Annotated in this window: 12 protein-coding genes; 2 read left to right on the top strand and 10 right to left on the bottom strand. The window is 73.0% G+C overall.

The genetic code is table 11. The annotated features are described in order from the left end of the window. Positions 1 to 37: 37 nt before the first annotated feature. From purM to CEQ11_RS11440, 10 genes are all read right to left on the bottom strand, one after another. Complete coding sequence (gene purM / locus CEQ11_RS11485) at positions 38 to 1,195, bottom strand: phosphoribosylformylglycinamidine cyclo-ligase (protein WP_087133277.1); 1,158 nt, start codon at positions 1,193 to 1,195, stop codon at positions 38 to 40. Beyond that, a complete protein-coding gene (gene purF / locus CEQ11_RS11480; protein ID WP_067189596.1) occupies positions 1,192 to 2,802 on the bottom strand; it encodes an amidophosphoribosyltransferase in 1,611 nt (536 codons plus the stop codon). Before purF ends, purM begins: the two co-directional genes overlap by 4 nt. A gap of 2 nt (positions 2,803 to 2,804) precedes the next feature. Continuing rightward, complete coding sequence (locus tag CEQ11_RS11475) at positions 2,805 to 3,278, bottom strand: hypothetical protein (protein ID WP_070640192.1); 474 nt, start codon at positions 3,276 to 3,278, stop codon at positions 2,805 to 2,807. 83 nt (positions 3,279 to 3,361) lie between these two features. After that, positions 3,362 to 5,332 (bottom strand): ABC transporter ATP-binding protein/permease, encoded by a 1,971-nt coding sequence (locus tag CEQ11_RS11470; RefSeq protein ID WP_070640195.1) that lies wholly within the window; start codon positions 5,330 to 5,332, stop codon positions 3,362 to 3,364. Next, a complete protein-coding gene (locus CEQ11_RS11465) occupies positions 5,329 to 6,408 on the bottom strand; it encodes a peptidoglycan-binding protein (protein WP_193763027.1) in 1,080 nt (359 codons plus the stop codon). Before CEQ11_RS11465 ends, CEQ11_RS11470 begins: the two co-directional genes overlap by 4 nt. 77 nt (positions 6,409 to 6,485) lie before the next feature. After that, positions 6,486 to 7,379: a hypothetical protein gene (locus CEQ11_RS11460; RefSeq protein WP_102957530.1), complete on the bottom strand. Its 894-nt coding sequence runs from the start codon at positions 7,377 to 7,379 to the stop codon at positions 6,486 to 6,488. A gap of 210 nt (positions 7,380 to 7,589) precedes the next feature. Next, the gene (locus CEQ11_RS11455; RefSeq protein WP_067189592.1) at positions 7,590 to 7,991 is read right to left on the bottom strand and encodes a sterol carrier family protein; all 402 of its coding nucleotides are present in this window, start codon (positions 7,989 to 7,991) and stop codon (positions 7,590 to 7,592) included. Positions 7,992 to 8,073: 82 nt separating this feature from the next. Next, positions 8,074 to 9,108 carry an asparaginase gene (locus CEQ11_RS11450; RefSeq protein ID WP_088478685.1) on the bottom strand — a complete coding sequence of 345 codons (1,035 nt, stop codon included), beginning with the start codon at positions 9,106 to 9,108 and terminating at the stop codon, positions 8,074 to 8,076. A 33-nt stretch (positions 9,109 to 9,141) separates the two neighbouring features. Beyond that, a complete protein-coding gene (locus CEQ11_RS11445; protein ID WP_088478684.1) occupies positions 9,142 to 9,879 on the bottom strand; it encodes an ABC transporter ATP-binding protein in 738 nt (245 codons plus the stop codon). 25 nt (positions 9,880 to 9,904) lie between these two features. After that, positions 9,905 to 11,077 (bottom strand): ABC transporter permease, encoded by a 1,173-nt coding sequence (locus CEQ11_RS11440; protein ID WP_088478683.1) that lies wholly within the window; start codon positions 11,075 to 11,077, stop codon positions 9,905 to 9,907. Between the two features lie 209 nt (positions 11,078 to 11,286). On the opposite strand from CEQ11_RS11440, the gene CEQ11_RS11435 reads away from it, so the two are divergent. After that, a complete protein-coding gene (locus CEQ11_RS11435) occupies positions 11,287 to 12,738 on the top strand; it encodes a sensor histidine kinase (protein ID WP_088478682.1) in 1,452 nt (483 codons plus the stop codon). Further along, on the top strand, positions 12,735 to 13,373 hold the full coding sequence (locus CEQ11_RS11430) for a response regulator transcription factor (protein ID WP_088478681.1): 639 nt from the start codon (positions 12,735 to 12,737) through the stop codon (positions 13,371 to 13,373). The genes CEQ11_RS11435 and CEQ11_RS11430 overlap by 4 nt, the downstream gene beginning before the upstream one ends. Positions 13,374 to 13,421: the final 48 nt, after the last annotated feature.

The following is a 13,421-nucleotide window of genomic DNA, read 5'->3' as shown; positions in this document are numbered from 1 at the left end:
GACTCGACGGTTTCCCGAACGAAAGTGATCCGGGGACTCAGTCGGCGTAGTCGCCGGTCAGCAGCACCGCGCCGCCGTCCACGCCCTTGGCGCCCTGGACGAAGTCCTCGCCGGCGCCGGCGGCGGCGTCGGTGACCTCGCCGACGCTGCCCATGGCCCAGGCGTCCATGCCGGCACCGGAGAGCTGGGTGATCGCCGTCTCCGCGGCCTCCGGGGCCACCACGGCCACCATGCCGACGCCGAGGTTCAGGGTGCGCTCCAGGTCGGCCTGCGGCACGCGGCCCAGGTCCCCGACCAGCCGGAAGATCGCGGGAAGGGACCAGGTGCCGCGGTCCACGGTGGCCATCAGGCCCTGCGGCAGCACACGGGCCAGGTTCGCGGCCAGGCCGCCGCCGGTCACGTGGGAGAAGCCGCGGACCGGCAGGTCCTCGCCGCCGCCCTTCCCGTTCAGGGACTCCACCAGCTCCAGGCAGGCGCCGGTGTAGATGCGGGTGGGCTCGAGCAGCTCCTCGCCGAGGGTGCGGCCGAGCTCGTCCACGTGGCGGTCCAGGTTCCAGCCGGCGGCATTCACCACGCGGCGGACCAGGGAGTAGCCGTTGGAGTGGATGCCGGAGGAGGACATGCCGATCACCACGTCCCCGGGCCGCACGCGTTCGGCGCCGAGGACCATGTCCGCCTCGACCACCCCCGTCGCCGCCCCGGCCACGTCGTACTCGTCCACGCCCAGCAGGCCCGGGTGCTCGGCGGTCTCTCCGCCGATCAGGGCGGTGCCGGCCATGCGGCAGCCCTCGGCCACACCGCGCACGATGTCCGCGATGCGCTCCGGGACCACCTTGCCGCAGGCGATGTAGTCGGTCATGAACAGGGGCTTGGCGCCGACCACCACGATGTCGTCCACGACCATGCCGACCAGGTCCTGGCCGATGGTGTCGTGCTTGTCCAGGGTCTGCGCGATCGCCACCTTGGTGCCCACGCCGTCCGTGGAGGTGGTCAGCAGCGGCTTGCGGTACTGCAGCAGCGCGGAAGCGTCCCACATGCCGGCGAACCCGCCGATGCCGCCGAGGACCTCGGGGGTGTGGGTGGCCTTCACGGCGTCCTTCATCAGCTCCACGGCGCGGTCCCCGGCCTCCACGTCCACGCCGGCGGTGGCGTAGGTGATGGGGGCGTCGGTGTGCGGGGTGTTCTGCTCGGTCACAGCGCGGTCCTGTCCGTCTCGGTGGTCATGGCTTCCATCTCGGCGTCCGGCCCGGGCTCGCACCCGGTCTTCCCGACGACGGCACTCGCGTCGGTCGGCTCGCTCGCCGGGGTCGTGCTCCCGCCCTCCAACAGGGACTTGCCGCGCTCGGACTCGTCCGGAAGCTCGATGGGGTACTGCCCGGTGAAGCACGCGGTGCAGAGTCGCTCACGCTGCTGCCCGGTGGCGGCGATCATGCCGTCCTCGCTGATGTAGGCCAGCGAGTCCGCACCGATGGAGGCGGCGATCTCCTCCTCCACGGCACCGTTGGCGATGAGCTCGGCGCGGGTGGCGAAGTCGATGCCGTAGAAGCACGGCCACTTCACGGGCGGGGAGGAGATCTTCACATGCACCTCGGCGGCGCCGGCCTCCTTGAGCATGCGGACGATGGCGCGCTGGGTGTTGCCGCGGACGATCGAGTCGTCCACCACGACCACGCGCTTGCCGGCCACCACGTGCTGCTGCACGTTGAGCTTCAGGCGCAGGCCCAGCTGGCGGAGGGTGTCCGAGGGCTGGATGAAGGTGCGGCCCACGTAGGCGTTCTTCACGAAGCCCTGGCCGAAGGGGATGCCGGAGCCTTCGGCGTAGCCGACGGCCGCGGGCGTGCCGGACTCGGGGACGGGGATGACGATGTCCGCCTCCACCGGCTGCTCCTTGGCGAGCTGGCGGCCCATCTCCACACGGGACTCGTAGACGGACCGGCCGTTGATGGCGGCGTCCGGGCGGGCGAGGTAGACGTATTCGAACACGCAGCCGGCCGGCCGGGCCTCGGCGAAGCGGCGGGAGCGGACGCCGTCCTCGTCGATGGCGATGAACTCGCCGGGCTCGACCTCGCGGATGAAGGAGGCGCCCACGGTCGCCAGTGCGGACTGCTCGGAGGCGACCACCCAGCCGCGCTGCAGACGGCCGAGCACGAGCGGGCGCACCCCCTGCGGATCGCGGGCGGCGTAGAGGGTGTGCTCGTCCATGAACACGAAGCAGAAGGCGCCGCGGATGGTGGGCAGCAGGTCCAGGGCGGTGTCCTCGACGCTGCGGCCCTCCTCGCCGTGCAGCAGGGAGGTCACCAGGGCGGTGTCCGTGGTGTTGCCCTGCTTCAGCTCGCCGGAGCGCAGGCGTTCGGGCATCTGCTGCACGCGGCGGTAGAGCTCGGCGGAGTTCACGAGGTTGCCGTTGTGGGCCAGGGCCACCGTGGCGCCATCCGCGGTGGAGCCGAGGGTGGGCTGCGCGTTGGCCCACTTGTTGGCGCCGGTGGTGGAGTAGCGGCAGTGACCCACGGCCATGTGGCCGGTCAGGGAGTTCAGGGTGGACTCGTCGAACACCTGGGAGACCAGGCCGATGTCCTTGTAGACGGCCAGGCGCTGGCCGTTGGAGACCGCGATGCCCGCGGACTCCTGGCCCCGGTGCTGCAACGCGTACAGGCCGTAGTAGGCCAGCTTGGCCACCTCTTCGCCCGGAGCCCACACGCCGAAGACGCCGCAGTGGTCCTGGGGGCCTTGGTCCTGGGGGTCGAGGGCGGCGGTCAGCAGGCCGTCTCCGCGGCGGGGACGGGGGATGGGCAGGGAGGTCATGCTCACTGCACGGTGTCCTTTCGGGTGTCCGGGGCCGCGGCCTGCAGGCCGTCCTCGGGGGCGGTGGACTCGGTGTCGGCGGTGGCGGAGGAGATGCCCCACCGCTCGTTGTACTCCTGGACCTCTCCGCGGTGCAGGCGCACGTCGGCGGCAGCGGGGTCGTCGGTGGACTCGAGCACGTACGTGGCGGTCGTCTTGCGGGAACGGCGGTCCATCAGGAGCCAGACGAGGGATGCGAGCAGTGCTCCGACCAGACCGAACACGATCACGCCGATGCCCATGGTGGAGCCGAACTCCAGCGGCACCCCGGTGAACGGGTCGGTCGGCGGGGTGTCCCCGCTGTGCACGACGGCAGCCACCACGCCGCCGACGATCGCACCCACCAGCACACCGAGGGCCAGGAAGACGCCCAGGCGCGGGGCGCGCCGCATGGCATAGGTCGACCGGGCGGGGGTGTGGCCGTCAGTGGAGGTCATGCAGGCAAGTCTAACGAGGATCGGGCGGCCGCCAGGCCGACGTGAGCGGCCGCCGTCGGGACCGGGAGGAGGGGCGGTGGGGCTCAGCTGCGCAGGGCGTCGGCCGGGCGCTGACGGCTGGCCACCCACGCCGGGTACAGGGCGCTGACGATGCCCGCGGCTACCCCTAGCGCCAGCGCCGCGGGGACAGCGGTCGGCGGGAGCACGGCGGTCCAGCCGCGGGAGGCGGACACGGCCAGGACAGCGGCCGAGCCGACGGCGGCCCCCACCGCTCCGCCGACGGCACCGATCAGCGTTCCCTCGAGCAGGAACAGCCGGGCGATCAGGCCCCGCGGCGATCCGATGGCTCGGCGAAGGGCGATCTCTGCGGTGCGAGCCTGCACGGAGAGGTACATCGCGGTGGCCGCGCTGATCACCGCCAAGAGCAGCAGCACCGCTGAGAGTACGCCCACGAACGCGGAGAGGTCGTCGGTGACGCCGGTACGCAGATCCCGAAGATCTGCCACGGTGCGTGTGGTGACGCTGCCCGGGGCATGGGGAGCGACCGCCAGCGGGGCGGCCTGGGCCACGGGGTAGGGGAATCCGGTCTCGGTTCGCACCACGATCTCCGGATCTGCCTGGTCGATGCCGCTGAGTACGGCCGGGGTGACCAGCACGGCGGTGCGGAGCTGCGGGGTGCGCTCGGAGACGGTGACGATCCCGGCGACGTCCACGGCCTGTCCGGTGATGTGCACGCGGTACCCCGGTGACAGCACGCCGCCGGCCGGGACGGGGATTTCCAAGGCGCGGGCAGCTTCGGGCGTGAGCCACGCCAGTCGCGCACCAGGGTCGTCCAGCAGGGCACGGGACGCCTCCGAGGGCGGGGTGATGCCGGCCAGGCGCGTGTAGGAGGCCGAGGCTCCGACCAGGGTGATGGCCGCCGATGGCTCGGGCTGTTCAGGCGAACGTGTGAGCGTGACGTCGGCAGGAGCCACCTGCACCACATGTCCGGCCTCGAGCACGTGCGGCAGGGCCGCCAGCGACGCCGTCCACTCCGCCAGGCGTCGGTCCGAAGGGTCCAGCAGCCCCTCGGACTGCGGGACGGTCACCACCACCTCGTCCAGTGCGGCTGCGGTGAGCCGTGCGGTGACCTGGGAAGCAGCGGTCTGTGTGAGCCCGAGTGCCGCGATCAGGCCGCCGATCCCGACAGCGAACGCCGCCATGAGCAGCAGAGTGCGCAGAAAGCGTGTGGAGAGGGAGGAGACGGCATCGACCGTGTCGTCGGCCAGGGCCGATGCTCGGCGAGCGGGTGCCTGAGGCGATTGCGCAGGAGAACAGTCCGCGTCGTCCGCGACGCTCGGTGCAGCCGCCACCGTGGCGAACTCCGTGAGGGAGCCGTCGGTGATCTGTACCTGCCGGGCGGCCGCGGCAGCCACGGTGGGATCGTGGGTGATCAGCAGGATGGTGGTGCCGTGGGCATGGAGTCGGCGCAGATGATCCACCACGAGCCGGCTGTTCTGCGAGTCGAGGTTGCCGGTGGGTTCGTCGGCGAGCACCACGCGTGGCCGGGCGGCCACGGCGCGCGCGATCGCCAGGCGCTGCCGCTCACCACCGGAGAGGTGCTTGGCGCGGGCCGCCAGCCGGTGGCTGAGACCGAGCATCTGCAGCGCGGCACCGGCTCGCTCATCCCGCTCGGCGACGGGAACACGCTGCACACGCAGCCCCAGAGCCGCGTTGACGGACACGGACTCCTCGCCGAGGACGTGGCTGGACTGGAACACGAACCCGAACATCTCAGAGCGCAGCCGATCCCGCTCGGCCTCACTCATGGCGGTGGTGTCCTGGCCTAGCACTCGGTATTCGCCGGAATCCGGACGGTCGAGCAGTCCTAAGACGTTGAGCAGAGTGGACTTCCCGGAACCGGAGGGGCCGATGATCGCCACGAACTCGCCTGCGTGGACGGTGAGGTTCACGCGGTCGAGGACGGGGCGGACGGCCCCCGGGAACGCCTTGTGCACCCCGCGTAGCTCAAGCAGTGGGGCTACGCCTGCCTCTCCCGGCACTGTGCGGCTCATGAGACTTTCACCTGGTCGCCGGCCTCCAGGTCGCCCGTGACGGAGGCCCAGCCACCTCCGGTGCGGATCACTGTGATGGGTACACGACGCTCTGCGGGGGTGGGCTCAGACACTGCGGCAGAGGGGGCTGACGACGCCCCGGCCTCGGAGTCCTGCCTGGAGTCCCGAACCACCACATAGCTGCCGGTGACATCGGCGCGCACGGCGGTCTGCGGGACCGCCAGGGTTTCGGCGGTGCTGTCCGCGGGTGCGGTGGAGACAGTCACGGACTGACCGACCGGTGGTGCGGCAGGATCGTCGGATGCGAAGGCCACAGTCACCGGGTGCCCGGAGCGTGCGCCCTCGGTGCCCGCCTGGAACTGACCGATTGCGGAGATCGTGCCTTCGATCTGGCCTGCGCTGGAGTCGATGCGCGCGGTGTCCCCAGCCTTCAGGTCCTCGACCTGCGTGACGTCGGCGATGAATTCGACTGTGGGAGGAGCAGTCCGCAGCCGCACCAGCGGATTTTCCTCATCCAGGGTGGCTCCGTACGCTGCAGAGTCCACCACGCCGGCCCCTTCCGGAGGGATGGGAACGAACTGGCGCCAGCCCACGGTGACCGGGCGCTCTGCAGGGAGGGGAGCGTCCGCGTCTGAGAAGAGCGTGCGCAGGGCATCGGCGGTGGAGGCACCGAGGACGCCGTCGACCGGTACATCGTGTCCCGCCTGCGTGAGCGCCCGCTGCAGGGATGCGACATCCTCGCCTCGGTCGCCTTCGGTGAGGTCGCGGTAGAGAGCCAGGGGAGCGCCGAGGAACACGTAGACAACGCCGGAGACCTCACCGGCCGTATCACCGGGACGGACGACCTGTCCCGGTTTCACGGCCCGGCGCAACACGACCGCGTGACCGTCGACGTCGACGGTCACGTCTTGGAGCTCTCCCTCCGTCGTGACACCGGTGAAGGATATGCCCGCATCGACGGCACGGCGCTCCACTGACGCCCACACGGTGAGGGGTTCAGCCGCCTCCGCGACCGTAGCGGTGTCCGGGGCCTGGAAGAACCGGCCTGCCACGAACGAGGCGGCCAGCAGTGCCAAGGCGAGGAGGGTGACGAAGGCAGCTCGCCCCGGATGGGCGGCACGGCGAGTGCGGGCGTGGCCCGCGGACGCTGCGTTCACTGATGCTCTGCGAGGTAGGCCCGGGCAGCGTCGAGGCGCTCCGCGGTGATGCGTTTCTCCTCTGCGAGGGCGGCCTCATTGCCCTTGATCAGCGCAGCCTGGTAGCCGGCCTCGATGTCGCCGAGACGTTGGGTGAGGTTGGTCTGTTCATTGCATTCGGCCTCGATGACGGCGATGCGGATCTCCTCGCGCTTGGCGGTGTCGGTGCGTCCCTTGGGGGACTCCGGCGCAGGAAGGGCCAGGGCCTCCCGGCTGGTCCACCCGTCGTCCTCGCCGACCGGGGTGAGGCCCGCGTCGGTGAGGCAACGCGACCAGTCGTCTCGGGCCGTTGCCCACTCCGGGGACTCCTTCGCCTTGACAGAAGCCTGGAGCATGAGCGGAACCGCCGAGCTGCTGCCCATTGTCGTCATCGGAGAGGAGACGGCCTCCATCTGGTCCATGACCTCGGGGACGCACTCGTCGTAGGCGGCGTTGAATGCCGGATCGTCTTCATCGCTCCAGCCTCCGGGCGGGGTCGGCATCTCCACGGCGGGGGACGGCGTGCCGGGCAGACCGAAGCCGTGGGTGCGGGCCCGCTCCGGAAGCCACAGCCCGTAGCGCCTGTCCTCCAGTTCTGTGCGGTCGTCTCTGGAAGGTGGCTTCACGCCGTTGTGGCCCTTGGGCTCGAGGCAGGACCGCAGGATCGCCAGACGGGCACGTGTCATGGTGGTTTCCGTGGACTCGCTGCTCAGGTACTCGTCGAGCGGCAGGATGATCTGGCCGCTGTCCCGGTCGAGTCGTGCTGTCGCGGTCGGGTCGGGTTGACCGGTGCCCACGCCGCACCCCGACAGAGTGACCGCCAGGACGACAGCCGTGGACCCGGCGGCGACGGCGGAACTCACTCGCTTCATGGGTGCGCTTTCTGCGGAGGCGTCCTACGAGGACGCGCCAGCGGGGGTGCTGGTGCTCGCAGGCCCCCCCAGCCTGACGGGTACGTGAGACCCATAGGTGAATGATCAGGTGTCGCCGCGGAGGCGGTCAACGGCCTGCGGGTCACGATTGCGTCTCGGCTGGACGGGGTCGAGTGTTCGCTGGAGCGGAGGGCAGACGCAGGCTCCGGCTCACGGCCGCACCAGCGGCAGGTGGGCCGAGACGTCCGCCCGCACGCCGGAGACGGACACCTTCCCGGCGGCCCGCGCCTGCTCCCAGTCCGTCAGCCCGGTGGCCAGGGCGAGCCAGGTGGAGGCGTCCGTCTCCAGCACATTCGGTGGGGTGCCGCGGGTGTGCCGGGGGCCGGGGACGCACTGGCAGACCCCGAAGGGCGGCACGCGCACCTCCACCGAGTTGCCCGGCACGCGGGTGGCCAACTCCTCGAGGGAGAAGCGCACGGCCATGGCACGGGTGGAGCGCGGCAGGGCTGCGGCCGCCTCCGGATCCTCGGCGGCGGTGCGCGCCCAGGTGAGCAGGGCGGCATGCCCCTCGGGGACGGGGATGCGGCGGCGGGGGACCGAGCCGGTGCTCATGGCGGGCTCCTGACGAGACGGACGGGCAGGGGAAGGCGAGAGGCCGTCGTCGGGACGGGATTGCCGACGACGGCCGCCCGCCTCAGTCGAGCAGGTCCAGGACCGGCGTGGCCAGCTGCACAGCACCCACGGGCTCGCCCCGGCCGAGGACCGGCGGGGCCACCCGGCGCAGCACGTCCGGCAGGCGCTCGGCGTCCACGTGCTCCGGGGCGAACTGGGCCAGCAGTGCCAGCGCCACGAGGTCTCCGGCGCGGGAGCCGCCGTCCAGGGCCTTCACCGCCACGGCGGTGCCGTCCGGTGCTCCCATCACGGTCACGCCGTCCGCACCGAGCTTGGCGATCAGGCCCAGCTCTTCCATCACCAGGGTGTTCGGCCTGCCCTCGGCCTGCACGGCCCACGGATGGTCCAGCATGGCGTTGGCGACGGAGACGGCGTGCAGCTCGGCGTCCCGGCGGTGCGGGGCGGCGGAGACCCGGCCGATGCCGCGGGCCAGCCCGGCCAGGGACACCACGGCGGCGGGTGCGCCGCAGCCGTCCACGCCCACCTGGGCGATCTCCTCCCCGCAGTACTCCTCGATCACTGCGTCCACCTCGCGCTGCACCGGGTGCTCGCGCTCCAGGTAGGTGGCGGTGTCATGGCCGGAGGCCACGCAGGCGGCCAGGAAGCCGGCGTGCTTGCCGGAGCAGTTGTAGGCCAGCGGGGTCTTCTCGGCGCCGTGGGCGATGTCGTCCGCGTGGCGGGCGATCTCCTCGGCGTCCGCCGGCCAGTCACCGGGGCACTGCAGGTCCGCGGCGGACAGGCCGTGGGCCTGCAGGATCCGCTCGGCCAGGTCCCGATGCCGCGCCGTGCCGCGGTGGGAGCCGCAGGCGATGGCGATCTGTTCGCCCTCCAGCCGCGCCCCGTGGCGCAGCGAGGCGATGGCCTGGAACGGCTTGAGCGTGGAGCGCGGGTAGATCAGGGCGTCGGCCGGGCCGAGCGAGGCCAGCACGGACCCGTCCGGGCCGGTGACCACGGCTGCACCGGGGGTGCGGGACTCGACAAAGCCGTTGCGGACCACGTGGACCAGCTCGACGGCGTCGGCGAGGGCGAACGTGGCGGAGGACGTGGGGGAGCTCATGCCCACCAGGGTAGTGGCGGGCGGAGCCTCGGCTCACTGCAGGCGGCCGTCCACCATCACCAGGGTCCGGTCGACGGCGTCCATGAACTCCACGTCGTGGGTGACCATCAGGGTGGCGGCGCCCTCCTCGCGGGTGAGCTCGCCGAGCAGCTCCACCACGGCGGCGGAGCGCTCCTGGTCCAGGGCGGAGGTCGGCTCGTCCACCAGCAGCAGCGCCGGCTTCGCCATGAGCGCACGGGCGATGTTCACCCGCTGCCGCTGGCCACCGGAGAGCTGGTGGGGGCGCTTGTCCATGGCCGCGCCGAGGTCCACCTTCTCCAGCAGCTCGGCGGCGCGCACCCGGGCGTCACGCTTGGCGGACCGGCCGGCGGAGCGGTCCAGGTGCACGGTCAGCTCCAGCTGCTCGCGTGCGGTCAGGGAGGGGATGAGGTTCGGCTGCTGGAAGATCACGCCGATCGACGTGCCGCGCATCGCGGTGCGCAGGGCCTTCGGCAGCGCGGTGAGGTCCTGGCCGTTGACCACCACCTGGCCCGAGGTCGGGGAGATCAGGCCCGCGGCCACGGCCAGCAGGGAGGACTTGCCGGAGCCGGACGGGCCGGTCATGGCGGTGTAGACGCCGGGGTACAGGTCCAGGGACACCCGGTCCAGGGCGCGCAGGGTGCCGCGCTCGCCGTCCGGGTACTCCAGCACCACATCGCGCAGGGACAGGGCGGGGTCGGCATCGGGACGGTCCCCGGAGGTGGTCAGCAGCGGGGTGACGGTGGGGTTCATGGCGATGGTCCTTGTCTGGAGGAGGTCAGTTGCCGCCGAGGGCGACGAGCGGGTCGATGCGGACGGTGCGGGCCACCGCCAGGGCGGCGCCGAGCATGCCGAGTGCGAAGACGCCGGCGGCGGGGATGAGCACGGTGTCCGCGTCCACGGTGAAGGGGACCGCCTGGGAGGCGAGCAGCCCGAGGCCGAAGGCGGCCGCGGTGCCGATGCCCACGCCGACGAGCAGGACCACGCCGGCCTGGGTGAGTGCGTCCCGCAGCACCCAGCCGGTGGATCCGCCGAGCGCCTTCAGCACGGCGATCTCCCGGGTGCGCTGCACGGTCCAGATGGACAGGAACGCGATCACGACCAGTGCCGAGATGCCGTAGAGGAATCCCTGCATGGTCATCAGCGAGCCGTTCTCCGAGGAGTAGGCAGGCAGGGCGGCGTAGGAGTCCGGCACGGTGGCCGAGACGGTGCGGGCGGCGTCGTCGGCCGAGGCGGCCGCGGCGGCGTCGTCCGCGCCGGCGGCGAAGCGCACGGCCAGGGCGGTGCCCTCGGTGTCCGCCGGGGCGTGGGCGGCGGCCTTCCAGTCCTTCAGGGACAGCCACACCACCGGGGTGTGCGAGTAGTACTCGGTCGGCTCGATCGCCGCGACGGTCACCACGGTGCCGGACAGTTCGATGCTGTCCCCGACCTGGGCGTGCAGGTCGTCCGCGGCGGCCTGGCCGAGCACCGCCTCGCCGTCCTTCAGCCCGGAGGGGGCGTCGGCGGATCCGGGGGCCACGCCGAGCAGGGCCACGGAGGCCACGCCGGTGGTCGGGATGTCCGAGGTGTCCACCCGGGCCGGGGCGTCGGCGCCGCCAGAGGACTCCGGGGCCGGCTGAGGGGCGTGCTCCAGGCCGACGGCCCGGCCCTGGGCCAGGCCGACCGGCTCGGCGGAGGCGACGCCGTCGGCGTTCCGCCAGGCGTCGGCCTCGGCGGCGGTCACCTCGGACTGGGTGAAGTTCGCGGTGGGCTCCTGGCCGGCGGCGCCGCCGAAGGCCAGACGCTGCACGCCCTGGGACTCGAGCCGGTCCAGGGCGCCGGTGTTCTGGCCGCCGAGGCCGGCGGTCAGGCCCGTGAGCATCACGAGCAGCAGGGAGATCAGGGCCACCACGGCGCCCATGAGGGCGAACCGTCCGGTGGCGAAGCGCAGGTCGCGCAGGGCGAGGAACATCGAGCACCTGCTTTCGTCGGGATCGGTCCCGCGCGGCGCGGGACATCGGGTCTGTGGTGTTGCCTTCAAGACTCCGCCGATCCGCCGGCCGGGACATCGCCTGCGGCGGTGGATCCGGGGTCCATTGAACGGTTGATTCCCGCGTGGATTCGGCGGATCTGCGGCCTCCGCCCTGCCGTGGCGAGGGCCGCGGGCCTAGGCTGAGCGGCATGGACCAGCACGTGCACACGCCGGCGCCGACGGGCCCCGCCTCGGCGCCGGCGGGCCCCGCCCGGCCCGGTACGGCGGCCGACGTCAGGGCCGGGACGGACGCCGGCGTCGAGTCCGGCGCGACGGCCTCGATCCTGGCCGCCCTGCGCGTGGTGCTGCACGTGTCCTTCGCCGCCCTGCTGGCGGTGGGCCTGGCCCGTTCCGTGCTGTCCCCGGGCACCGCTGCGGCCGCCGTCTGGCCCGCTGCCGTCGCCCTGGCCGCCGTCTACCTGGCGGGCACCGTGGCCGAGCGGCGCCGCTGGGCGCGCCGGAGGCCGGTGCACCGGGGTGCGTCCCTGGCCTGGCTGGCCCTCGTGCTGCTGCTCTGGGGCGCCCTGGTGGCGCTGCACCCGGACTTTGCGTGGGTGGCGTTCCCACTGTTCTTCGTGGTCCAGCACGTGCTGGCCGAGGCCACCGGCCGGCACTGGCCGGGCCCGCTGGCCGTGGCGGCCGTGACCGCCGTGGTGGTGCTGGCCTCCGCCCCGGGGCCGGACGGGCTGCGGCCGGCCGCGGTGATCGGCCCCTGCGTCGGCGCCGTGGTGGCCGTGGTGATGTACCAGGCCTACCGGGCCCTTCACGCCGAGTCCGAGCGGCAGCGCGCTCTGGCCTCCGAGCTGCTCGCCGCCCGCGCGGAGCTGGCCCGCACCGAGCACCGCTCCGGCGTGCTCGCCGAGCGCGAGCGCCTGGCCCGCGAGATCCACGACACCCTCACCCAGGGCCTGGCCTCCATCGTCCTGGTCTCCCGCGCCGCCGAGGACGCCCTGGACGCCGAGGACCCGGACCTGGCGCGCCGCCGCCTGCACACGGTGCGGGACACCGCCGCGGAGAACCTCGCCGAGTCCCGCCGCTTCGTGCGGGACCTGCGCGGGGACGGCGGATCCCTGGTGGAGCAGCTCGACGCCGCCGTGCGCGGCTTCGCCCGCCGCCAGACCGACGCCGGCACCCCCGTGGCCGCAGACCTGCAGGTGGAGGGGACCCCGGTGCCCCTGGCCGAGGCGGTGGAGTCCGCCCTGCTGCGCGCCGTCCAGTCCTCCCTGGCCAACGTCGGCCAGCACGCCGCCGCCGCCCGCTGCCGGGTGTCCGTGGCCTACCTGGACGGGGAGGTCACCGTGGACGTCGCCGACAACGGCCGCGGCTTCGAGCCCGAGGCCCCCCACCGTCCCGTGGCCCGGGAGAGGGGGCGGTCCGTGGCCGGCCCGCGCGGTCGGCCCGCTCCGGCGGGCACGGCCCGGGAGGAGTACGACGACGACGGCACGGGCGAGTCCACCGGCGTCGGCCTGGCCGCGGTGCGCGAGCGCGTGGAGGCCGTCGGCGGACGCGTGGCGGTGGAGTCCACGCCGGGGGAGGGGACGGTGGTGGCGATGACAGTGCCCGTGGCCGGCCGCAGTGAGACAGCGAAGGAGAACGGATGACCCTGGCCGTGATGCTCGTCGACGACCACCCGGTGGTGCGCGCCGGCGTGCGCGCCGTGCTCGAGGCGCACCCGGACCTCACCGTGGTGGCCGAGGCCGGCGACGGCGCCGAGGCGCTGCGCGTGCTCGAGGCGCTGGGCGCCGGCGGGCTGCCGGACGTGGTGCTCATGGACCTGCAGATGGGCGAAGGCATGGACGGCGTGGCCGCCACCCGCGCGGTGCGGGCCGCCCACCCGGGGCTGCCGGTGCTGATCCTGACGACCTTCGACACCGAGGCGGACATCCTCGCCGCCCTGGATGCAGGAGCCGCCGGCTACCTGCTCAAGGACGCGAGCTCGGAGGAGATCGCCGCCGCCGTCCGCCGGGCCGCCGCGGGCCAGCGGGCGCTGGCACCCGGGGTGGCCGAGCGGCTCATGGGACGCATGGCCGGAGGCACCGAGGTGCTCACGGCGCGCGAGATCGAGCTGCTCGAGCTCATCGCCCGGGGCGTGAGCAACAAGGCCGCGGCCAAGGAGCTGTTCATCTCCGAGGCCACCGTGAAGACCCACCTGGTGCACGTGTTCCAGAAGCTCGGCGTCGGCTCGCGGACCGAGGCGGTGGCCGAGGCACGGAGGCGACGGATCATCCGGGGCTGAGCAGCCGTCGTCGGGAGGCACCCGCCCGGGAACGAGCGGCGAGCGGCC

Origin of the sequence: Micrococcus sp. FDAARGOS_333 (genome assembly GCF_002206575.2) — a bacterium.
Taxonomy (GTDB): domain Bacteria; phylum Actinomycetota; class Actinomycetes; order Actinomycetales; family Micrococcaceae; genus Micrococcus; species Micrococcus lylae.
The sequence above is the reverse complement of the archived record's forward strand: the minus strand, read 5'-3'. Positions and strand labels throughout refer to the sequence as shown.